This is a genomic window from Guptibacillus hwajinpoensis, assembly GCF_005144865.1.
Taxonomy (GTDB): domain Bacteria; phylum Bacillota; class Bacilli; order Bacillales; family Guptibacillaceae; genus Guptibacillus; species Guptibacillus hwajinpoensis_A.
In genome coordinates this window covers 520,581-542,800 of the sequence record NZ_SWFM01000002.1, presented here as the reverse complement: position 1 = coordinate 542,800, position 22,220 = coordinate 520,581, and the positions used below count along the sequence as shown (strand labels likewise).

18 protein-coding genes and 1 pseudogene are annotated in these 22,220 nt (G+C 40.4%); 3 read left to right on the top strand and 16 right to left on the bottom strand.

Going from position 1 to position 22,220, the window contains the following annotated elements; all coding sequences use genetic code 11:
* Positions 1–70: 70 nt before the first annotated feature.
* The 12 genes and pseudogenes from FBF83_RS09885 to FBF83_RS09830 all read right to left on the bottom strand — a co-directional run bounded on the left by FBF83_RS09885 (position 71) and on the right by FBF83_RS09830 (position 13,624).
* The gene (locus FBF83_RS09885) at positions 71–922 is read right to left on the bottom strand and encodes a carbohydrate ABC transporter permease (RefSeq protein WP_136946982.1); all 852 of its coding nucleotides are present in this window, start codon (positions 920–922) and stop codon (positions 71–73) included.
* Positions 923–982: 60 nt separating this feature from the next.
* Positions 983–2,254 carry an ABC transporter substrate-binding protein gene (locus FBF83_RS09880; protein WP_136946981.1) on the bottom strand — a complete coding sequence of 424 codons (1,272 nt, stop codon included), beginning with the start codon at positions 2,252–2,254 and terminating at the stop codon, positions 983–985.
* A 258-nt stretch (positions 2,255–2,512) separates the two neighbouring features.
* Complete coding sequence (locus FBF83_RS09875; protein ID WP_240688048.1) at positions 2,513–3,805, bottom strand: ABC transporter substrate-binding protein; 1,293 nt, start codon at positions 3,803–3,805, stop codon at positions 2,513–2,515.
* A gap of 259 nt (positions 3,806–4,064) precedes the next feature.
* Positions 4,065–4,631, bottom strand: a complete 567-nt coding sequence (locus tag FBF83_RS09870) for a class I SAM-dependent methyltransferase (protein ID WP_136946980.1) — start codon at positions 4,629–4,631, stop codon at positions 4,065–4,067.
* Between the two features lie 149 nt (positions 4,632–4,780).
* Positions 4,781–5,821, bottom strand: a complete 1,041-nt coding sequence (gene galE / locus FBF83_RS09865; protein ID WP_136946979.1) for a UDP-glucose 4-epimerase GalE — start codon at positions 5,819–5,821, stop codon at positions 4,781–4,783.
* A 340-nt stretch (positions 5,822–6,161) separates the two neighbouring features.
* A pseudogene (gene tagH / locus FBF83_RS09860) lies at positions 6,162–6,962 on the bottom strand (teichoic acids export ABC transporter ATP-binding subunit TagH); the annotation flags it as partial.
* 15 nt (positions 6,963–6,977) lie between these two features.
* A complete protein-coding gene (locus FBF83_RS09855; protein WP_136946977.1) occupies positions 6,978–7,781 on the bottom strand; it encodes an ABC transporter permease in 804 nt (267 codons plus the stop codon).
* A 2-nt stretch (positions 7,782–7,783) separates the two neighbouring features.
* Complete coding sequence (locus FBF83_RS09850; protein ID WP_420875123.1) at positions 7,784–8,986, bottom strand: CDP-glycerol glycerophosphotransferase family protein; 1,203 nt, start codon at positions 8,984–8,986, stop codon at positions 7,784–7,786.
* A 122-nt stretch (positions 8,987–9,108) separates the two neighbouring features.
* Positions 9,109–11,262 carry a bifunctional glycosyltransferase/CDP-glycerol:glycerophosphate glycerophosphotransferase gene (locus FBF83_RS09845; protein WP_136946976.1) on the bottom strand — a complete coding sequence of 718 codons (2,154 nt, stop codon included), beginning with the start codon at positions 11,260–11,262 and terminating at the stop codon, positions 9,109–9,111.
* Between the two features lie 45 nt (positions 11,263–11,307).
* Positions 11,308–11,703 carry a glycerol-3-phosphate cytidylyltransferase gene (tagD, locus tag FBF83_RS09840; RefSeq protein ID WP_136946975.1) on the bottom strand — a complete coding sequence of 132 codons (396 nt, stop codon included), beginning with the start codon at positions 11,701–11,703 and terminating at the stop codon, positions 11,308–11,310.
* Positions 11,704–11,835: 132 nt separating this feature from the next.
* On the bottom strand, positions 11,836–12,609 hold the full coding sequence (locus FBF83_RS09835) for a CDP-alcohol phosphatidyltransferase family protein (protein WP_136946974.1): 774 nt from the start codon (positions 12,607–12,609) through the stop codon (positions 11,836–11,838).
* Positions 12,569–13,624, bottom strand: coding sequence for a glycosyltransferase family 2 protein (locus FBF83_RS09830; protein ID WP_240688047.1), 1,056 nt, complete (start codon positions 13,622–13,624; stop codon positions 12,569–12,571). The genes FBF83_RS09835 and FBF83_RS09830 overlap by 41 nt, the downstream gene beginning before the upstream one ends.
* Before the next feature lie 891 nt (positions 13,625–14,515).
* On the opposite strand from FBF83_RS09830, the gene galU reads away from it, so the two are divergent.
* The gene (gene galU / locus FBF83_RS09825; protein ID WP_136946973.1) at positions 14,516–15,403 is read left to right on the top strand and encodes a UTP--glucose-1-phosphate uridylyltransferase GalU; all 888 of its coding nucleotides are present in this window, start codon (positions 14,516–14,518) and stop codon (positions 15,401–15,403) included.
* Between the two features lie 45 nt (positions 15,404–15,448).
* On the opposite strand, the gene FBF83_RS09820 is transcribed toward galU, so the two are convergent.
* Positions 15,449–15,814 carry a DUF4870 domain-containing protein gene (locus FBF83_RS09820; protein WP_240688046.1) on the bottom strand — a complete coding sequence of 122 codons (366 nt, stop codon included), beginning with the start codon at positions 15,812–15,814 and terminating at the stop codon, positions 15,449–15,451.
* Between the two features lie 139 nt (positions 15,815–15,953).
* Between FBF83_RS09820 and FBF83_RS09815 the strand changes: the two genes are divergently transcribed.
* Complete coding sequence (locus tag FBF83_RS09815) at positions 15,954–17,861, top strand: LuxR C-terminal-related transcriptional regulator (protein ID WP_205665316.1); 1,908 nt, start codon at positions 15,954–15,956, stop codon at positions 17,859–17,861.
* A gap of 32 nt (positions 17,862–17,893) precedes the next feature.
* Positions 17,894–18,451, top strand: coding sequence for a histidine phosphatase family protein (locus FBF83_RS09810; protein ID WP_136946971.1), 558 nt, complete (start codon positions 17,894–17,896; stop codon positions 18,449–18,451).
* 96 nt (positions 18,452–18,547) lie between these two features.
* On the opposite strand, the gene FBF83_RS09805 is transcribed toward FBF83_RS09810, so the two are convergent.
* The 3 genes from FBF83_RS09805 to FBF83_RS09795 form a co-directional block, all read right to left on the bottom strand.
* Positions 18,548–19,048, bottom strand: a complete 501-nt coding sequence (locus FBF83_RS09805) for a DUF6843 domain-containing protein (RefSeq protein WP_136946970.1) — start codon at positions 19,046–19,048, stop codon at positions 18,548–18,550.
* A gap of 479 nt (positions 19,049–19,527) precedes the next feature.
* A complete protein-coding gene (locus FBF83_RS09800) occupies positions 19,528–20,922 on the bottom strand; it encodes an L-cystine transporter (protein ID WP_136946969.1) in 1,395 nt (464 codons plus the stop codon).
* 182 nt (positions 20,923–21,104) lie between these two features.
* Complete coding sequence (locus FBF83_RS09795) at positions 21,105–22,202, bottom strand: iron-containing alcohol dehydrogenase family protein (protein WP_136946968.1); 1,098 nt, start codon at positions 22,200–22,202, stop codon at positions 21,105–21,107.
* Between the last annotated feature and the right edge of the window lie 18 nt (positions 22,203–22,220).

Sequence of the window (22,220 nt, the reverse complement as noted above, 5' to 3'; positions counted from 1 at the left end):
TTCTTTTGCTGCCTCTCAGCAAGCGTGAGTTCATTCGTAGTCTGTTCAATTACATCAAGGTTCTTAGCCATTATTCATCACCTGCTATCTTGAATTGGATAATGGATAGAATACCAACCATCACAACAACCGCATATGCAATTGCAGAAGCGTAGCCAAAATCGAAGTATTCAAATCCACTTTGATAGATATAAAGTCCAAGAGTCATAGTCGAATCGGCTGGGCCACCACCAGTTAAGTTAAACGGTTCGTCGAAAAGCTGCAGGGTACCGATCGTTGAAAGGATCCCAGCAAATAAGATAACCGGCTTAAGTTGAGGAACAGTAATATAGAAAAATTGCTTAAACTTGTTTGCTCCATCAAGCGAAGCTGCTTCATATAAATCTTCTGGAATGTTTTGAAGAGCTGCAAGGAAAATAACCATGTTGTAACCTGTCCATCTCCAAGTCATGGCGATAATAATCGAAGCCTTTGCCCAGAATGGATCGGACAACCATGGAATAGCAGTAATGCCAATGTAGCTTAATGCCGTGTTAATAATTCCTTCTTCTTGAAGCATGATCGAGAAAAGAATCGAATAAGCAACGAGAGAAGTTACGGCAGGAAGGAAGAATGATACACGGAAAAAGCCTTTTAGCTTGAGTAACTGGTTGTTCAAAACATTCGCCAGCACCATCGCTAGAATAATCATAATTGGTACTTGTACAACAAAAATAATGAATGTGTTCTGCATCGCTGTCCAGAATATATCGTCGTTCCAAAGACGCGTATAGTTCTTCAATCCTGCAAAGACGTACTCACCTGCCACACGCTCCTGAAAACTTAGAACAAAAGAAGCGATAATAGGATAGACAGTGAACGCAAGGAACAATAGAATGGCCGGAGCTGCGAAGAAATAAGGAAATGTTTTCGCTTTATTCATTAATACCCCTCCTTAACATGAAAGGGGTTGATGCGAATCAACCCCTGATGATTTCAGTACTTATTGAATACGATTTTTCAAACGTTCTTCTGATGCTTTCAATGCTTCGTCAATTGCCTTACCGTTTGCAATTTCAGACTGAGCTTTGACCGCTTCATCCTTTGCAACAGCATAATCCCCTGTGTAGTTCACTGCTGGAATATTTTCCATTTCAGTAGCAAATAGATTCCAGATCGGCTGGTTGTTAAAGAACTCTACTTCTTTCGTGAATGCTTCATTATCATAAATCGTGTTAAGAGAAGGGAATAATCCACCTTCCATTGCGCTTAGCTGAACATCCTTATCTGTTGAGAAGAATTCCATAAAGTCATAAGCAAGATCTGCATTACCACTTGCACTTGGAATCATATAGTTACTGCCACCAAGGTTAGAAGCGCGATTGCCACCTTCTTCAAATGCAGGAAGTTCGATAACTCCCCAGTTACCGGAAGTGTCTTTACCTTGTTGTGTGATCGAACCGTATAGCCATGCGCCAGATGGAGCAGTAGCTACATCGCCTTCTACCATTGCACTAATCCATGCGTCCCATCCTACTGTTTCTTTCACAAGACCTTCTTCTTTAAGTGTTTGGTTAACTTCCATTGCTTTCTTAGACTCTTCAGAGGTTAAAGCAACTTCTTTGTCCTCGTTAAAGTAGAATGTGCCTTGCTCATTTAGCATCATGCGATAAAGGCCGTCATCACCATTAAGATCAAGACCAATCATCGCTGTATCTGTTTTTTCTTTAATTGTTTTCCCAGCTTCAATGTAGTCATCCCACGTCTTTATATCCTCTGCATTTACGCCAGCTTCTTCAAAAATATCAGTGCGGTAGAAAACACCAGTTGGTCCACCATCAAATGGGAAGCCATACATTGCACCGTCTTTTGAAAGTAGCTCTGTTTTATAAGATGGGAAGCTATCTTTCATCTCATCGAAACCTTTATCTGAAACGTTTACAAAAGCATCTGGAAACGCATTCATATAACCTTGAACACGATCGTCTTCAACAAGGACGATATCAGGTAACCCTTTTCCACCAGCTTGAAGGCCTGTAGTTAGTTTCGAATAAACATCATCCGTACCCATTTCCACAACTTCAAGTTCAAAATCCGGATTTTCTTCTTTAAATTTCTTAGCGGCTTCTTCAAGAACTGGTACGTTAATGTTCCAAGCCCAAGCCGTTACTTTATTGCTATCCCCTGCTTCTCCGTCGCTTCCGCTATTACCACAAGCAGCAAGAAACATACTCAAAACAAGTAGCATACTAACAAGACCCGTTACCTTTTTCATCGACTACCCCTCCATTTGTTTACTAAACGATCATTGGAGCGCTTCATGAAAGCGCCTACACTTATTAGGATAGTAGAAGGGGTAAACATAGTCAAGTAAATGTTTACTAAAAGTTTACTAGTTTATTTACTAACGGGGTCAGACCCCTCTCTGACCCCGCTAATAAATAAAAGGAAAGCGTCCACCTGAGACGGACACTTTCCCCTTTTTGTCTTTATAGGGGGTCAGGTACGTACCTGACCCCCCATCACATCATCATTATTGAATTCGATTCTTCAACCGATCTTCCGCTGCTTTATACGCTTCTTCAATCGATTTCTTTCCATTCATGATTTCAGATTGCGCTTTGATCGACTCATCGCTCGCAATCGCATAGTTACCTGTAAAGTTCACAGAAGGAATATCGTTCATTTCACTAGCAAACAGCTCCCAAATTGGTTGATTGCTAAAGAATGAAACTTCCTGCGTGAACGCTTCATTTTCATAAATTGTGTTCAAGGTTGGGAACAAACCGTTATCCATAGCTGTTAATTGAACGTCATCATTCGTTGAGAAGAACTCCATGAAATCATACGCAAGGTCCTGGTTGTTGCTTGCACTTGTAATCACATAGTTACTACCACCAAGGTTAGACGCTCTGTTTCCGTCCTCCTCAAATGCTGGCAGTTTAAACACACCCCAGTTTCCTTCTGTATCTTTCGCCTGTTGTGTAATCGATCCGCTCAACCATGCTCCAGATGGCGCAGTTGCCACTTCACCTTGAGCCATTGCACTAATCCATGCATCCCAACCAACAGTATCTTTAACAAGTCCTGCTTCTTTCATCATTTTCACTTTTTCAGATGCTTGCTTGGATTCTTCAGATGTAAAGTTCACATTCTTCTCATCATCAAAATAGAACGTTCCTTGCTGAGTCATCATCATACGGTATAGTCCGTCATCACCATTCAAATCAAGACCAAGCATCGCTTTACCTGTTGCATCCTTGATCTTTTTACCTGCTTCAATAAAATCATCCCAAGTCTTAATATCATCAGCATTTACACCAGCTTCTTCAAAATAGTCCGTCCGGTAGAAAACACCTGTTGGACCACCATCAAACGGGAAGCCATACATCGCACCATCTTTAGAAAGTAGCTCTGTTTTATAAGTAGGGAAGCTATCTTTACTCTCATCAAACCCCTTGTCCGAAACATTCACAAACGCATCTGGGAATGTTTCCATATAGCCCTGAACACGATCGTCTTCAACGAGGATGATATCAGGTAACCCTTTTCCACCAGTTTGAAGGCCAGTTGTTAATTTTGAGTAAACATCTTCACGTCCTAGTTCAACGACCTCAAGTTCAAAGTCTGGATTTTCCTCTTTAAATTTCTTAGCCGCTTCTTCAAGAACTGGAACATTGATATTCCATGCCCATGCCGTTACCTTTTTCCCACTACCGTCGCCTTCTCCAGCTGAACCTTCACTCGAGCTATTATCACTAGAACAAGCACCAAGAACTAACATCATAATAAGCAAAAAACTAACTCGACCAATAACCTTCCTCAAATTAACCCCTCCTGTTTGTTAACTAAACAATACCGAAAAAGAAAATGAAAGCGTATTCATATTTTTAGATTACGGTACATTTGAACTATAGTCAAGTAAATATTTACTGATTTATTTACTTTCTATTACATACCATCTTCAAGTTTCAATACACAAAAAAGCGCCCTCTTCCTAAGAAGAAAGCGCCCTAATATCTTAAGTGTTCTCAATAAAGGGAAAAGTGTCTTTGGAGGGGGTCAGGTACGCACCTGACCCCCTTTTATATCTTCGCTGTTACTCCATATACCGCTTCATGAAAATGGTTTACCTCTGGCTCAAGACCATTCTCTTCAAAAATCTTTTTCATTTTCTCAGAAGAAATCCGCTCATGGAGTGGAGGCCCCATATCCATTTCAATCGCTTCCCATTCGAGCACAAGCAATTTCTGCCCCGGCTTAATGATTCGCTTGAACTCTTGAAATGCTTTCGTGAGATCGGGTACTTCATGAATCACAAAAGCCGCAACCGCTTTGTCAGCTACGTGATCAGCCAGATTAACTTCTTCAAGACTACTTACCACGTACTCGATACCATCCGCTCCACCTGTTTCAGCTGCACGCTTCCGAAGAAGATCTAACATCTGCTTTTCAATATCAACAGCGTAAACCTTTTCAGTCGCTTCCGCTAATGGCAATGTAAAGTACCCATTACCTGCCCCAAAGTCAGCAACATGATCCGTTGCCTTTATGTCAAGATGAGCTATCACCTGTTCCGGTGAAATGATTTCCCTTCGTTTCGGATCTAGAAGTCGATCCGCCTTACCTGGTTTGAATCGTTTACCAGCCACAATAAGAACCTCCTTAGAATTTCTTACCTATTCTTAGATACCATCATAGGTATTATAACAAGAGAAGTTCATCTTAAACAAAAAAACCCGCTCTATTAGAGAGCGGGCTCAAGTGTCCTCTGTAGAGGGACATTTGTCTTCGGAGGGGGTCAGGTACGCACCTGACCCCTTTTTTGACCACTTTTATAACCGTCAGGATTCTCAGACTGCCAGCGCCATGTATCGCGGCACATTTCTTCAATTCCTTTTTCTGCAACCCAGCCAAGCTCTTCTCTCGCTTTTGTTGGATCTGCATAGCATTCTGCGATATCGCCTGGGCGACGTGGTGCCACGGAATACTTTACTTCTTTGCCTGTTGCTTCTTCAAAAGCCTTCACCATCTGGAGAACGCTATAGCCATTACCTGTCCCTAGATTATAGGCTTCGACTCCTGTTGTACCAAGAACATGTTCAAGCGCTTTAAGGTGGCCATTCGCAAGATCTTCAACGTGAATATAATCGCGAACCCCTGTCCCATCTGCTGTATCATAATCATCACCAAACACGCTGAGCTGCTCAAGCTTTCCGACAGCTACCTGACTAATAAATGGCATCAAGTTATTCGGAATCCCATTCGGGTCTTCACCAATTCGACCACTTACATGTGCACCAATTGGATTGAAGTAACGAAGAAGTGCAATACTCCAATTTGAATCAGCCACATGAAGGTCACGTAGAATTTGTTCAATCATCAGCTTTGTCTGACCATAAGGGTTTGTTGCACTTAGCGGTGCTTCTTCTGTAATCGGCATTACATCTGGCATGCCATATACAGTAGCTGACGAGCTAAACACAATGTTACGTACATTGTACTTTTCCATCACTTCACAAAGTACAAATGTACCTGTTAAATTGTTGTGGTAATAATGAAGCGGCATGGATACAGATTCACCAACTGCTTTTAATCCCGCAAAATGAATAACGGCTTCAATGTCATTCTGCTCAAATACCTGTTCAAGAGATTTACGATCGAGTAAATCAACTTCATAGAAAGGGAAATCTCTTTCCGTTAGCTCGCGCACACGATCGAGCGATTCCATTTTACTATTAGAAAAGTTATCTACAACGACAATATCAGATCCGTGATTCAGGAGCTGTACACAAGTATGACTTCCAATGTACCCTGCTCCACCTGTTACCAAAATAGCCATTTCTATTCCCCCATTCACTAATCGAACAACAAAAAATCTCTTCTCATCATACCATAAATATCCTTATTTTGATTAGCTGTTTTAGAAGGCATTGGTGCTGCAATGAGAGCATTGGTTGATTTGCGCTTCAGCATGCTCGCTTTGTGCGGGGCGGGCGTTGAGCACCTTAATAGCAACAATCTTTTTTTAGAAAACAGCCTTTGGTTAAAGCAATTAAACAAAAACCGCCCTACACGAGGACGGTTTACGAATCGAACTAAATACCAATCAGAAAGAAGCAACTACTCTAAAAAAGGATCCAGGACTTTTTACGTTTCTCTTTCTCTTCGCCACTAGCTGATTCAGCTGTCGCGAGTCCTTCTTGTTTCTTAATACCCTCTTCTTTAAAACGGCGTTTCTCTTCTTTCGACCATGATTTGTACTCTTTAATGAATGCCTCATAATGCGGCATAACTTCTTTCATTGGACCATATTCACGAATTGTTCCATGCTCTAGCCACAATGCCTTATTACAGAATTTCTTAATCTGTCCGTTGGAATGACTGACGAAGAAGATCGTCTTGCCACGCTCTTTAAACTCATTCATTTTCGAAAGACACTTATCAGCGAACGTTTTATCACCAACAGATAATGCTTCGTCCACTATGAGTACATCTGGATCAACGCTAATGGAGATAGAGAATCCAAGGCGCGACTTCATACCGCTTGAATATTTTTTAACAGGCATATCGATAAATTTACCAATATCGGCAAAATCAATGATGTCTGGCTTCATCTCTTCAATCTGATTTTTCTTATAACCCATCATTAAAAGCTTCAGTTCAATGTTCTCACGGCCAGTCAGTTCTTTGTTCAAACCAGCAGATACCGCTATGAGCGAGACATCGCCTTTCACTTCAATCTCACCACTTGTTGGTGGTGTAATGTTAGCAACAAGATTGGAGAACGTTGATTTACCCGACCCGTTTACACCGATAATCCCAATAATATCACCCTTGCCAGCTTCAAAGGTCAGGTCACGAATCGCATAGAAATCTTCCCCATAGCCTCCAGGTAAAATAATGTCCTTAAGCTTATCGGAGTTCTGTCGGTGCATTTTATATTTTTTGGTAATACCGTTTAGTTTTACTGAATAACTCATAAACGACAGTCCTTATTAGATATAGTCTACGAAATGACTTTTGAACTTCATATGAAGGTATGAACCAATCATCAATAATAACAGTACAACCACCCAATAATAGAGGGTGTATTGAAGCGTTTGATGAACCCAGCCCATGCCTAGAAGTGCATCTCTGTAGCCTTCCACTACATAATACAGTGGATTAAGTTTCATTCCTACCTGGATAAAACTTGGCAGGGAATCAATTGTCCAAAGAATTGGAGTTAAATAAAGAAACATACGAATAAACGACTGCAACATTTTATGCACATCTCGTACGATCGTCGATAGCGTCGACGTAATGAGCGAGATAGCAAAAATCAACATGATTAGTGCAAACATATAATACGGCAACTGAATCAGGTGCCAGGACAAACCCTGACCTGTCATCAACACCGCCGCAAAGTAGATACCGAGTAAGATCAAATGCTGATAAAAGACCGACATGATCACAAAGCTCGGAATCGTACTCATTGGGAAATTCATCTTCGAAACCATCGACAATCTTGTGTAAATGGACTTAGATCCTTGAATGACAGCTGGATTAAAAAAGAACCATACGACTAGTCCTGCCGACATCCACAATACAAAAGGAATTCCATCTACAGGATTTCCGTTTCGAATCCCAAATCCAAAGACAAACCAGTAAATACTCATTTGAAACAGCGGATTAAGAATTTCCCAAACCATGCCAAGATAGTTATTATTATTTGTACTTTTCACCTGATAAACCGAAAGACGATTAATCAGGTAAAAGTTGCTTACTTGTTCTTTTAAAACTGCCATCATCGAATTCATGCTTATTTTGCCTCACTAACAAAAATTTGGTCAACAACCTTTTTGGTAGCAGACCCTCCTTCGAGGTAACAATACGTATTATAGAAATCATTGTACTTTTCCTCGAATGCGCCAAACCCTTCGTTCTCAAACGTTTGGATGGCTTTCAAAACTTCTGCAGAGGTTGTAACCACTGGTCCCGGGGCTTCTACTTCAAGATCAAAATAGAAACCACGTAATTTGTCTCGATAAGATGCCAAATCATAAGCGAAGAAAATAATCGGACGTCTTAGATTCGCAAAATCAAAGAATACGGATGAATAATCCGTAATGAGTACATCTGACATTAAATATAGATCATTTACATCAACGCCAACAGACAAATCAAACGCAAAACCTTCATAACGAGAGAGATCAAATTGTTCCGCGATTAAATAATGCATCCGTAAAACAATAACATACTCATCGCCAATTTCGTGTTTCAGCATATCCAGATCAAGTTTCAGTTCATGCTTATACTTCCCTGCTTGATAGAATTCATCATCTCGCCACGTTGGTGCGTACAATACGACTTTCTTCTCAACTGGAATTCCATAGATCTGTTTTAATGAATCAATTTTATCCTGCGCGTTATCCAAATGAAGCCGATCATTGCGTGGATAGCCTGATTCAATCATGTTTTTCTTAAAACCGAACGCTCGCTCAAATATTTCACTTGAATACCGATTTGGTGAAATAAGATAATCCCACTTGGCAGCTTCCTTGTAGAAATTATTCTTATAAGACACCGTATTGGTACCTGGCATATAGACTTCATCCATATCACCAGCAAGCTTTTTAAGTGGTGTACCATGCCACGTTTGAACATACACAGTATGAGCTGGCTTTGGAATCCAAAGCGACATGCGACTGTTTGTTACCCAGTATTTGGCACGCGCCATAAGATAGAACCATCTAAGCGAAAAGCGCCTTACTGTTGGTATACCCCTTTTTCGAAAGGATTCAGCATGAGATTCCTCAACGCTCCAGATCATTTCAAGATCGTAGTCATGATCCACAAGATATTCGTAGATCGCTCTCGGATTACAGCTGTACTGTTTACCCGAAAAGCTCTCAAAAATAACGAGGCGTTTATTTGCTGGAAAACGACCAAGAGCTACAAACAGCAGTCGACTGAACGCTTTCATTAAAGGATATATTTTCAGCATTTTTAATAGCTTTTTCATGAACTTGACACCTTACTCTCAACAAGTAGTTGATGCTTAAATAGCTCTCTAGAAAAACAGGATAATGCCATATCGCCTTAACCAGCGGCAGTATCCTGTTCTAGCGTTATTCAGCTTTTCAATTAAGCCTTTTCTGGCTCAAACACTCTATTAATGACTTTCTTAGCAGCATGTCCATCATCAAGATGACAATACTTATCATAAAAAGCATTGAACTTGCTTTCATAGTCATTCTCAATTTGTCCGATGTTTTCAATCGCATCGAGAACAGCATCAGACGTTTGCAGCAATGGACCAGGGGCTTCATTCTCAAAGTCCATATAAAACCCGCGTAGTGAATCACGGTATTTAGCAATATCATAGGTGAAAAATAGAATCGGACGACGCAAGTTTGCGAAATCAAAGAACACGGATGAGTAGTCCGTAATTAACACATCGGATAGTAAATAAAGCTCTGCAATATCTCCATAATCAGATAAGTTATAAACGAATTCGTCCATACCAGTTGTATCGATATGATCTGCAATTAAATAGTGCATCCTTAAACCAATAACGTATTCATCACCAAGACGTTCCTGCATTTTCATGAGATCAAGCTTAATTTCAAACTTGTACTTACCTTTCCCATGAAACTCGTCATCCCGCCATGTTGGGGCATATAGAATAACTTTTTTATCTAAAGGGATGCCTATGCTAGCCTTTATCTCCTGCTGACGACGAACTTTTTCCTCATCATCAAGGTAAAGAATATCATTTCTTGGATACCCTACATCAAGCATTTCATTACCAAACTTGAAAGCTCTTCTGAAAATGTTCGTTGAATAATCATTCGGTGAAACAAGGTAGTCCCATTTCTGTGATTCACTATAGAAATTCCGCTTATATTTCTCAGTGGTTGTACCAGGCATGCGTACTTCCTTCATATCAGCTGCAAGCTTCTTTAATGGTGTGCCATGCCACGTTTGCAGATAAACCGTTTCCGGCCTTTTAATCGCAAAGTTAGGCATTCGTGCATTGGATACCCAGTATTTCGCTGTAGCTAAGTGATAGTAATAAGCTGGACTTAAGCGACGCACCTGTTTAGGATTACCCGGTATGTCTTTCTTCTTTTTATCATATACCCACAAGTAATCATATTTTTGATCACTCTTTAATAACTCCTCGTAAATATACCGCGGACTATCTGAATAGCCTTTACCACCGAAACTTTCGAGAAGAACTTTTCGACGTTTAATTGGCATTTTAATAAGAAAAGATCGATAGACCTGACGCATAAGAAGATGCTTCTTCCTAAATGCTCTGCGCCATTCTCGTAAACTTCTTCGAAATTTCATTGATTTTAAAACAGCATCCTTATTACCTTTTTGAATTAAACGATGCTCTCTTCGCTCAATGATGTTCCGTCGCTTGATTCTTCCTGGTGCAACAAGCGCAAGGCTATTTTTCAATGCAGTAAAGTGATCAAATAAAACATTTGGCTCCTTCGCTGCTTTGTTCGTAATACTTCTAGAGTAGTAATTCAAAAGAAGAAGATCCAGGTACCGACTAATGCTTTTTGTACCTCCATAGGATAACTTCATCTTATGATAAATATAGAACAAATCTGGGAGCTTCTCCTCTACCGAATGAAGCATTAAGGTAGGATGATCGATTGGATCATAGCACTCCCCTTTTACATAGGTAGGAAGCCCCGTTATCATCGGAATAATATCAGTATTCATAATCGCAGGAATTGAGAAAGAAAGATCTGTGTAGAACGTGGCTTGCTCATCAAAATGAAGACCGATTTCTTCTATATAGTCTTTACGAATAAGCAAATTAACAGAACTTCTTCTTCTCAGCGCTTTGACCTTCCTACCTCCACGTAGCTCACGTAGATTATAGGAGTCTTCTCCAATGTCGAGTGGAAGCTCAACCTTTCCACCTTTGAAGATTGAGCCACCAATCATAGGATATTCTCCGATATGCTGATCCAAGAGCTCTAGCGTATATGGGGCAAGGTAATCGTCACCGTCCACAAAATAGATATATTCTCCCGAAGCATACCCGATCCCAATATTGCGCGCTTTCGCTACACCAACATTTGTTTCGAGATGGTGAATCTTTAACCTCGGATCATTGTATCGCTGAATGATCTCTCCGCTTCCATCAGTTGACGCGTCATCAATCAGGATGATTTCAAGATCTCTGTACGTCTGGTTTAGCAAAGAAGCTAGACACTTTTCAATATAATCTTCTTTATTATAAACGGTTAGAATTACGCTGATTTGTCCCATAAAAATTCCTAGCACCCCAAATAATTATTATCTACTGCCGATCGTTTAGCCGTTGGATACAAGCAGTTCTTTTTTAATTTTAGTAGTTGAAATTCCTGCAGTACGTGGTAGATAAATAACTTCACAGTGGTCCTTTAGGAAATCAAACTTCCCTTCCCAGTCATCACCCATTACGAAGATATCCACATCATGGTTCTTCACGTCTTCCACTTTTTGTTCCCAATGTTCTTCAGGAATTACTTCATCAACATAGCGAATCGCTTCTAGAATCATTTTGCGATTCTCATAGCTATGGTACGCTTTTTTATTCTTGATTTCATTAAATTCATCAGTTGAAATAGCTACAATTAAATAGTCGCCAAGATCCTTAGCTCTCTTCAATAAATTAATATGTCCCCAATGCAATAAATCAAACGTACCGTAAGTCAAAACCTTCTTCATTTCGACCCCTCCAGTTATTTTGTTTAAATAAACTTCTTCACGAGACACGAATTAACAAACAATTTACAATTTTTAATAACACTTAACAACACATTGAAAGCTTTTGATTTATAATAGAACTGTACAGAAGTACTAGGTTCGATCAAATGAACGGGATGTAATGAAAACGCGTAAGCTTGTCTTAATAACAAGCATCGCTAAGAAAAACATCACATAGTAAAGCAATAAATCTGTTCCTGTTGTTTGCTCAATAATGGCAATAACGACAATTGCAACGAAGAAACCTGGTAAGCCAAGCAGAACAGCTACAACATCAAAAAAGAATGAGCCATCTCGAATCGAGTTAACTGGATCCTGAGTGGTTGATTGTGACATTGTTAATTTCGTTAACTGATAAGCAATAGGCACAAGCAATGCCATAATAATAGCCACAAAGGTCACGTAAACAAGTGTCATTTCGAGTATAGTAACATGAAGCAGACCACTTTCCCTTAATACTGTCAAAACCATTGATAGAAATACGGGAAGTGCCGCAGCTTGAATAATAATATCGATATAGTAGCCTTTTGATGATGTTTGTTTCGTTATTCTTGCAAGTTCTCCATCAACACAGTCAAATAAGTAGCCTATATTATAGAACAGTGCAGCGAACACAATTGACATTGGTGTCGCCATAACGAGCGATAAGCCAGATAATAAAATAAAGAAAACACTCATCCAACTCACTGTATTCGGCTTTAAGCGTAGTTTACAAAATAGTAGTGTAATATAAATTGAGATTCTGCGTAACACATACCATGACCACAAATCTTCTTTATAACTTAATGATTGAGACTGTTTTCGATAAGAAAGAATCGTCTCATTATCAAGAAACGTGGTCGGTAGTAATTCTTGCCCATTTTTCATGCCCGGTTTTCACCTTCCAGTATTGTTTGCTAAAGTATCCGCCGACAAGTCCAAGACCTCTAGTAAAATGAAGCAGAAAGAACTGCATCACGGTCGGAATATACGCACGGAAACCATGTTTTTCGATGACGCCAAGTGCCGAAACACCGATCATCATCAGATATACAGCTGAAAGGGTCAGTAAACTGATTAGAAAAGCATCGTTAAACAATGCTCCAACTCCAAGAGCAGTTCCAGTCATGAATGCCATCAAAGGCGCGAGTTGTCGGAACCTCATTACACCTCGAGTACCACTTGACGCAATAATACCCCATTTTCCATCAGCATATGATTTTTGTACAAATGCTTTCAGGCTGTCTCTCGCAAAGTAAGTGGAAGCAATGTCACTAGATAAGTAAAATTGTCCACCTTGATTTCTAACCCTTGCATGAAACTCTATATCTTCACTTCTTCTTAAGTTTTCGTTAAACAAGCCGACATTTTGGAACACTTCACGTTTATACGCACCATAGGGTACCGTATCAACTTGTCCTTCCCACCTACTCGAGCTTGACGTAATGCGGAACATTGAATTCCCAACGCCCATAGGGTGTGAATACACATATGCATTAATGGTACCCCAGAAACCTTTCCCTTCCGTTCTTATAACACCACCAACACAATCCATATTAGGCTTGCGCTGAATCAGATCATAATAACTTTGTAGGAAATTGGTTGGGATCATCGTATGGCCATCAACTCTTAAGATATAATGACCTTTCGCATTCTGAATAGCTAAATTCCATCCTGTTGGCAGAGTTTCTTTTGGATTATCAAACAATCGTATTTTTCCCGGGTTCTTTTGGCTGACATCTTCTACAATATCCTTCGTTCGATCAGAAGACATTCCATCAACTACTAGAATTTCATATGAATCTTGAGGAAACTCCTGTTGCAAGACACCGTCAAGCAACTTACGAATATACCTCTCTTCATTCTTCACGACGAGAAGCACGGAAAAGAACAATTCTTTCATTTCTTTTCATCCCTTCACAACTTCGCCTTATCTCACTATCTATGAGACTATTTTTAGATAAACCTTTTCAATCTAATATTTAAGTATACAGGAAATCCACTCATTAATCATTGTAAAATTTAGGGAAAAGAGAGATTTTACCTGTCAAAATTGTGAACAATCCTTTTATCATCAATTCCCTGTTACGGTTCACCTACCGATTTAAAGATAAGACGAATTATTTGACAACTTAGCTAATTATAGAACTACGACACTCTTCGTATTCAATCTCTTTTTGTGGCCATAAAGTGAATCTGATCGAAATGCTTCCTTTAAGAGCACACTAGTGTTAAACGAGTTACTTCTAACATTACCTTTACCCTATTTGAATAACTAAAAAACACACAACGTCAGCCGCTTGCCTTTTTTGTTAGAATAATCAGAAAAGTAATCACATGAATTCACGTCCGCTTCCATGCACCTAAATCCTTACTACTATTTTATCTAAAGGCTCTTTTCTTAAAAATTGTTGTCTTTGAAATAGGTTTTGAATAAAGAAATCCACACATCAAAGTTGATTGGAGCGGAAATCAACGACTACTCTTAAGGCAACAATATTTATTAAGACAGCCTTTCTAAAAAGGTCATGCATTACTATTGTAAAGTTTGTTATACCGAATTTAATTATCTTTAATAATAACATTGTAAGATATAGAAGGAAACCGGCACTCCCTGTCGAAAAATTTCTTATTGGGTGCAGTTTCAGCAAAAGATAGACCTTTATTTCATAAGCGAATAGGCCCTATGCTTCTTGTACCTAATATGAAAAAGCAGGAAAGAAGTCTTGAAATATGTTAATATTAGTAAGCACTTAATACGGTGAAAATTATTTAGTTACTGGGAGGATTCAACATGAGAGTTAGGAAGGCGATCATACCGGCTGCTGGTCTGGGAACAAGGTTCTTACCAGCAACTAAAGCACAACCTAAAGAAATGCTACCAATCGTGGACAAGCCAACGATTCAATATATTGTAGAAGAAGCTGTTGCAGCTGGAATAGAAGACATTATTATTGTAAGTGGACGTGGTAAGCGTGCCATTGAGGATCATTTTGACAAATCATACGAGCTTGAAGAAACGCTAATTAAGAAGCAAAAGAATGAAATGTTAAAAGAAGTCCAGCAAATCTCTAACCTTGCGAACATCCACTACATTCGCCAGAAAGAGCCGAAAGGACTTGGACATGCCATTAATTGTGCAAGCCGTTTTATTGGGAATGAGCCTTTCGCTGTTCTTCTTGGAGATGATATCGTCAAATCCGAACAGCCTTGTATCGGCCAACTAATGGATAGCTATAATCGCTATCGCACTTCAATCGTAGGTGTTCAGCAAGTAGCTGATGAAGCTGTTTCAAAATACGGTATTATTTCTCCAAAAGGTGAGCAAATCGATAATGGCATTATTCCGATTAAATCACTTGTTGAGAAACCTTCCCTAGAAGAAGCACCTTCTAATTATGCCATTCTAGGACGTTATATTCTAACGCCAGAAATCTTCTCTATTCTTGAGAATCTCCCTAAAGGGGCTGGTGGAGAGATTCAACTTACTGACGCGATTAAAGTGCTAAATGAACAACAAGCTGTTTTCGCTCATGAGTTTGAAGGCCAGCGTTATGATGTTGGTGATAAATTCGGCTTCATCAAAGCAACAGTCGACTTCGCTCTTAACCGTCCAGATCTACAAAAAGAAGTGATGGACTACCTAAAGCAAGTGGTTGACCATGAGTTAACAAAACAATAAGCGAAAACCGCATTCCTCCTTATCGGGGGAAATGCGGTTTTTCTTTTACTTTATTTTCTCAAGCTGCTTTTCAGAAAATTCGCCAACAAAAGGTAGCTTATACAGATGACCCTGATACGCTTTTACCATCAGTACGATCCATACAATCATACTTAGCGGTGGTAAGAGGAGAGATGAAGCAATAGTTCCAATGACGGGAATGACACTTAATACAAGGCTGACAACGAATAGCGAGCCGAACACGACAATCGATTGCATAGCATGAAAACGCACAAACTTGTTTTCCTTTTCAATAAGTAGAAAAAGAATACCAGTAATGAATCCAAGAGTATAGGTCAACAGTCCTGCGATGTTTTCTTCCATCCCGCTTGATGTTTTACGAGGCGTTTGACTCTGCTTCCCTGCTTCCACTAATCTCCCTCCTTTATTCTATTAATTCTGAATAGTTATTAATTTATTCTATCAAAAGCAGGAATACCATGGTAGTATACGAAAGTATAGTACTTATACGTTTATCTGTAATATTATGCATCGGAGAGTGATAGGATATATGCTTCCAGAACCTTCAATAAACGACAACTCCATCAAATCTTTTCCATTTAATCTAACGAGAGAGAAAGAGCTAGCTATTTTCTCCGAATTACTTGATCGTAATGGAAGTGGTATTTTATCAATATTCGGTCAACCTGGCACAGGAAAAAGTGAATTAATTATACATTATCAGCGTGAAGCGACTAGAAAAGAAGTGGTTTTCTATCTTGTAAATGCCCAGTATTCAAAAGCGGAACCCGCTGCTTTTTTGCAAGCACTACTTGAACAGATGGGTGCATCTAATCCATATGTTTCAACACTTGAAGCCATTACAATGCACATTCAACATCTTGAAAAACAGGGGAAAAAGTTTGTTATTGCCATTGACTCTTATGAGCGATTTGAAACACTTGATGAGTGGTTCAGACAGTCGTTTCTCCCATCGTTACCATCGACAACCATCCTCATTTTTTGCGGACGCAAGTCGTTGAATGATTCCTGGCGAGCGTCGATCTGGTACCCTTTTATACGTTCAATTGAGTTAAAAGGATTTAGTATCGGGCAGTTTGATTCTGCCTTTCAAACACTAGCACCAGAATTAATCAAAAAAGCCTGGCAGTTCTCAACAGGAAACCCTTATGCCCTCTCGCTCTGTGTTCAAAAACTTCAACAAACAAACGAGTGGAACTCGAATGACGAACAGTCTATTTATCGTACTGTTGTGAAGGAGTGGCTCAGTGAGTTAGATGATGACCGACTTCTTCCATATATTGAGGTTGCCTCAATCGGTCGATACATCCAACAAGAAAAAATTGAAGTGATGCTCGATCATCCTATGTCCCGTCATGATTTTGAAGCGCTCGTTTCGCTTTCTTTTTTCGAAGAGACAGAATCCGGTTGGAAACTTAATGCGCTCTTCCAAAGAGCTATGAGAGATGATCTCCAACGTAGAAAACCAGCTTATTATCATCAGCTCTGGAAGCGAGCACTTATGTATTGTCGTACATTCTTCGATCATGACAGACTAATGGATTCATCAGAAATTAGCGAGTTCTTCTATTTGCTTGGTGAACAGATGATGCAAGCCGCTCCGTTTGATCCTGAATCCCTTTCGACTTACAGTTTGTCCTCTGCAAGTGAGAAAGATTGGCCACATATAGAACCTTATTTAGCAGAACGCTCTCTCACGAAGGACAATCAAGAGTACGCCTTTTTGACGAAAGAAATGATCCAAGCAATTGGTATACAACACGTTAAATTGCTCCGTAACCGTGAAGGAAATGTTACTGGAATGGCTTTTCTCATTCCGATCCAATCGACAACACTTCCAAATTTAAAAAGAAGTCCTGTCACACGAAGTTATTTCAAAAGACTGCCTCCTGTTGAAGAAAAACGGATTATGGCTGTAACCAAACCATCTGGTTGGGTTATTCGTTATCTTGGTGTAACAGATAGCGAACGAAGTGAGGATCGAAAAGCGCTTCTTTATCACCTTCTCCCACTAGTTCTAACTGAAGGAATTCTTATAGCGTCAACACCACTCACATTCTATCAAAAGTTATTAGAGCAATTTCGCTTCAAGGAAGTTCCCGAGGCAAAGCATTTTGACTATGGACCATCACGACCATCAAAAACTTATGAACTGGATTTAAGAAATTCGCGCCTGCCACTTTACCTCGAATCCTTCGCTAAAGCGATCGGCGTTAATTTAACAGAAACGCCACTAGATCATTACGGCTTCACACCAAGGGAAAAAGAAGTTGTAACACTCGTTATCCAAGGCTATTCAAACGCAAAACTCGCAGATGAACTCTCTCTCAGCGAAGTGACCATCAAAAAGCACCTGAGCCGAATTTATGAAAAAACAGGCGTTAAGAACCGAACGCAGCTGACAAGGGTGATCATTGGGGGTCAGGTGCGTACCTGACCCCCACTACATTAATGAGGTGAAGTATTATAATGAAGGAAACCAACATTTATTTAATCCGCCATGCTCATTCGACGTATACACCGGATGAATATGGAAGGGAACTTTCACAGAAAGGGCGAGAGGATCAAGAGCGACTGACAAACGTAATGAAAAACGTGAAAATCGATGCAGTTCTCTCAAGTCCGTATATGCGGGCTATTCAAACTGTGGAGGGTATTGCCAAGGATAACAGGCTAGAAATACAGCTCATTGAAGAGTTTAAAGAGAGAATTCTCGCACAAGAGCCAGTGGAGAATTTTGATGAGGCAATTGAAGCTGTTTGGCGTGATGAAGCATTCCATTTACCTGGAGGAGAATCGAATGAAAGAGCTCGTCTAAGAGGCGTTCAGGCTTTTAAAGAAGTGTTACATACACATAGAGGAAAAAGCGTTGCAATCGGCACTCACGGTAACCTTATGGTATTGACCATGAGCTATTTTAACAATCAGTATGATGTTTCTTTCTGGAGAGAGCTTGATATGCCTGACGTTTACCGGTTAACGTTTGAGGGCGAGGAATTAAAAGCGGTTAATCGCATTTGGGAATGAACGAACAAAAAGGAAGGAGAATGAGCATCCAAGCTCAGCGCCTTCCTTTTTTATGTTAAACAAACGTTTGATTAACTTTTGTTTGGAACGATTCTATTATTCAAGCATTCCTTCTTCTCTCAACTTCTCTTCTACGTTTGCATAAACATTTCGATTGCCTGCATTCTCAGGACCTCTTCCATAGAACTGTTCACTACAATGCGACTGAGTTAAATAATAAGCACTATAGAGTAGGCGCCGATCCTTAATGGTAATACCGCTGTTAGGAAAAAGATACGTACAGTTTTGTTCAATCTGGGATCGCTTATCTTTTTGATCCACGTAATAAAATTCATCGGTCACTGCCCCATATTCCATATCTTCCGTAGATGTTAAATACGTACCATCCTCATGGTAGGGTATGATGGTGTACCCTTTCTCCTTTTTTAATTTAGGTGCTCCATCAACGTTATAAATGACAATTAACTGACCTTCATATCCCTCAGGGACGAGATGAATCGTATCCGTCTTTTCATGCTGAACAGTAGGCTCTGACGCACACGAAGTAGTTCCAACAACCACTAGTATCAACACAAGTAGCAGCCTTACCCATTTCATACACTTCTCCCCCAGTACTGTCGATGTCCCTTTCCTTTTCGACGGTGATAACCTCTCTTCCTTCTTTGCGCTGGCGAGTCGCGGGTGCCTGTCACCGCCCGCTTTTTGTCGAACGATACCGAAATGAAAATAGTCTCATGGAAGCTCCATCTTAGGACTGAGTTGAAAACCATTCCTGTGGCTGGTTTATTTTGGGTAGGTTCCGCGTACACTGAAAGTAACAATAGAAAGGAAAGGGTGAAACGAACATGGAGAACCTTTATGTGTTGGAACAAGAAATCATTAACCGCCGCTAGTCAATTCACTAAGAAATAGAAGGAGAATAATCAATGACTCTAGCCAAATACAACTACTACGACTAATCCCCTGGACATCGCTGACGATTTCCAGGGGTTTTTCTTTTTCTCTACTAAACGGTAAATATAAAGTAAATAAATCAAAAAGCCTGCTTCTCAATCGAAGCAGGCTTAATCTATTGTTTATACAGCAATATCTCTTTCAACAGCATTTGAATCGTTAAATTTATCGTGGTTCAACTTGCCAAGAATTCGAGAGGTTAGCGTACCTGATGTCATCGCACCGTTCACATTGAGCGCCGTACGTCCCATATCGATGAGAGGCTCAACTGAAATGAGAAGTCCCGCTAAGTAGACCGGTAAGTTCATAGATGAGAGAACGATTAATGCTGCGAACGTTGCACCGCCCCCAACTCCCGCTACACCAAACGAACTAATTCCAACGATCAGAACAAGCTGAATTAAAAATCCAGGACTAAGCGGATCTATGCCTACTGTTGGTGCAATCATGACAGCAAGCATCGCGGGATAGATGCCTGCACAACCATTTTGACCGATGGTTGCTCCAAAGGAGGCTGACATGTTCGCTGTTCCTTCATCAACGCCTAGACTATTTCTCTGTGCAGAGATGTTTAAAGGAATCGTACCTGCACTTGAACGCGATGTGAAGGCAAATGTTAGAACAGGCAGAACCTTTTTCAAATAAGTGACCGGGTTTAAACCACCTGTTGCGATCAAAATCAAATGGATGATAAACATAACTAATAGCGCTAAATAAGAAGCTAGAACAAATTTCCCTAACTCAAGAATACCGCCAACATTGGTCTGAGCGACAGTCGTTGCCATCAAGCCCATGATACCAAACGGAGTTAGGCGAAGCACAAGTGTGACGATACGCATTACGATCGCATAAACAGCATTCACACCTTTTGTGAAAACAGCTGCTTGCTCAGGATTTTTTCTTCGCACGCCAAGGGCAGCAATTCCCACGATCGCCGAGAAAATCACAACCGCGATCGTTGATGTTGGACGAGCACCTGTCATATCTTCAAATGGATTAGCGGGGATAAAAGCTAGAATCTTATCCGGCGTACTCATATCCTGGACACTACCTAGCGTTTCTTCAAGGTAACTTCCACGATCCTGCTCCGCCTGACCTGCTTCAATTTGCTCGGCATTTAAATCGAAAACGAGCGCGCTTCCGACACCAACGATAGCTGCCACCATCGCTGTGGAAACAAGGATGCCAATTATCCAACCTGACATCTTGCCAAGCTCTGACGTTTTCTCAAGGTTTGTAATTGATTGAATGATCGAAACCATCACTAGTGGAATGACGATCATCATAAGTAATCGAACATACCCGCTTCCGACAATGCTATACCAATCGGATGTTTGGCTTACAATCTCTGAACCGGCTCCGAATACAACTTGCAAATAAACGCCAAGCGCCACACCGAACCCTAATCCAGCAAAAACACGCTTACTAAAAGATACATGCTTTTGCTGCATCTTAATTAAAACACCAATAAGAACAAGTAATATGGCAATATTCACAATCACTAAAAATGTGTTCATACTGTTTCCCCCTTAGTTTTTTCAATGTCAAACTAAAATATATAATTCGTATGAGTTTAGTCGGCATTAATATAAAATACTACCATATTGTTGTGCTGTCAAGCGGGAAAGAGAGGGGTGGTGCCTGTCACCACCCGCTTTTTGTCGAAAGAAGGAACGTCTAATAATAGCATCTTAACCGATCAGCTTAACGTAACTTTCAATGCTTCTAATCCAAGAATCGCTTCAGTCACTTCCTCCTTTCTAACAGCTGAAGAAGCAGGAAAGTGAATCGACTCTCCTTCTCTCGTCGCGTAGTCTGCGATCACCTGACTTACTCTCTCTACATTTGTTGCTTCAACCCCAATAGATTCTAATGAGAGCGGCAACCCAATTTCTTTATAGAAATCAAATAAGCCTCTCACCTCTTCCCACTCTCCTTCAAGCACAAGCTGCACAAGAATACCATAAGCTACTTTTTCACCATGAAGGAAGGTGTGCGCTTCCTGAACATGAGTTAGCCCGTTATGAATTGAGTGTGCGCCAGCAATTCGACCGTATCGATCACCTAGACCACCAACCATTCCTCCTGATAAAAGATTTGTTTCAATCACACGAATAAACGCATCGCTCAATTGAACATTCTGTTGATCGTGAACAGCCTTTTCACCATCCTTAACTAGCACATCTCGGCAGCTTTTTGCTACCTCATATGCTAATTGAACGGGAACAGGCTTTGAGGGTAACCCTTCAATTAACGCTCTAGCTTCATACCATTTGGCAAGCGTATCACCAATACCAGCCCTCAAATAAGCGACTGGTGAATGCAAAAGAATTTCAGGCTCTACAAGAACAAGATATGTACTTCTTGGAAAAATAGTATATGTAACAAATTCACCCTCCTCTGTGTATTTCACACTAAGAGGTGTGGTCGCTGCACATGTAGAGGCAAGCGTTGGAACGAGACCAACATCCTTATTGATTTCGTTACCGACGGCTTTCGCGACATCTAGAACTTTTCCTCCTCCGACGCCTAGAATCAAATCTGCACCGTGAATGGTCGCTAATTCAGCTTGCCTTACAATTTCCGTTCCCGAACATTCCCCGCTATATGTTGAGTAAGCTACCTGATAAGCAGACAGATCGGGGAAGTACTCCCGAGCAGCTTTCCAGGATCGTTCGCCTGAAATCACAAATACTTTCTCAAATCCCCCTTCATGAAGAAGACGTGGTAACTCCTGAAGGACACCAACACGACACTCGTAATAGCCTGGCGTTGCTCTTACTTGTATAGGTTCCATTGCTAACTCCTCCTTTTT

What these genes read in the sequence shown, in the direction of transcription:
- galU (WP_136946973.1), top strand. Translation starts at nt 14,516, where the DNA reads ATGAGAGTTAGGAAGGCGATCATACCGGCTGCTGGTCTGGGAACAAGG.
- FBF83_RS09835 (WP_136946974.1), bottom strand. Translation starts at nt 12,609, where the DNA reads ATGAAAAATGGGCAAGAATTACTACCGACCACGTTTCTTGATAATGAG.
- FBF83_RS09795 (WP_136946968.1), bottom strand. Translation starts at nt 22,202, where the DNA reads ATGGAACCTATACAAGTAAGAGCAACGCCAGGCTATTACGAGTGTCGT.
- FBF83_RS09855 (WP_136946977.1), bottom strand. Translation starts at nt 7,781, where the DNA reads ATGAATTCGATGATGGCAGTTTTAAAAGAACAAGTAAGCAACTTTTAC.
- FBF83_RS09800 (WP_136946969.1), bottom strand. Translation starts at nt 20,922, where the DNA reads ATGAACACATTTTTAGTGATTGTGAATATTGCCATATTACTTGTTCTT.
- FBF83_RS09805 (WP_136946970.1), bottom strand. Translation starts at nt 19,048, where the DNA reads ATGAAATGGGTAAGGCTGCTACTTGTGTTGATACTAGTGGTTGTTGGA.
- FBF83_RS09880 (WP_136946981.1), bottom strand. Translation starts at nt 2,254, where the DNA reads ATGAAAAAGGTAACGGGTCTTGTTAGTATGCTACTTGTTTTGAGTATG.
- FBF83_RS09885 (WP_136946982.1), bottom strand. Translation starts at nt 922, where the DNA reads ATGAATAAAGCGAAAACATTTCCTTATTTCTTCGCAGCTCCGGCCATT.
- FBF83_RS09850 (WP_420875123.1), bottom strand. Translation starts at nt 8,986, where the DNA reads ATGAAAAAGCTATTAAAAATGCTGAAAATATATCCTTTAATGAAAGCG.
- tagD (WP_136946975.1), bottom strand. Translation starts at nt 11,703, where the DNA reads ATGAAGAAGGTTTTGACTTACGGTACGTTTGATTTATTGCATTGGGGA.
- FBF83_RS09810 (WP_136946971.1), top strand. Translation starts at nt 17,894, where the DNA reads ATGAAGGAAACCAACATTTATTTAATCCGCCATGCTCATTCGACGTAT.
- FBF83_RS09845 (WP_136946976.1), bottom strand. Translation starts at nt 11,262, where the DNA reads ATGGGACAAATCAGCGTAATTCTAACCGTTTATAATAAAGAAGATTAT.
- FBF83_RS09815 (WP_205665316.1), top strand. Translation starts at nt 15,954, where the DNA reads ATGCTTCCAGAACCTTCAATAAACGACAACTCCATCAAATCTTTTCCA.
- galE (WP_136946979.1), bottom strand. Translation starts at nt 5,821, where the DNA reads ATGGCTATTTTGGTAACAGGTGGAGCAGGGTACATTGGAAGTCATACT.
- FBF83_RS09830 (WP_240688047.1), bottom strand. Translation starts at nt 13,624, where the DNA reads ATGAAAGAATTGTTCTTTTCCGTGCTTCTCGTCGTGAAGAATGAAGAG.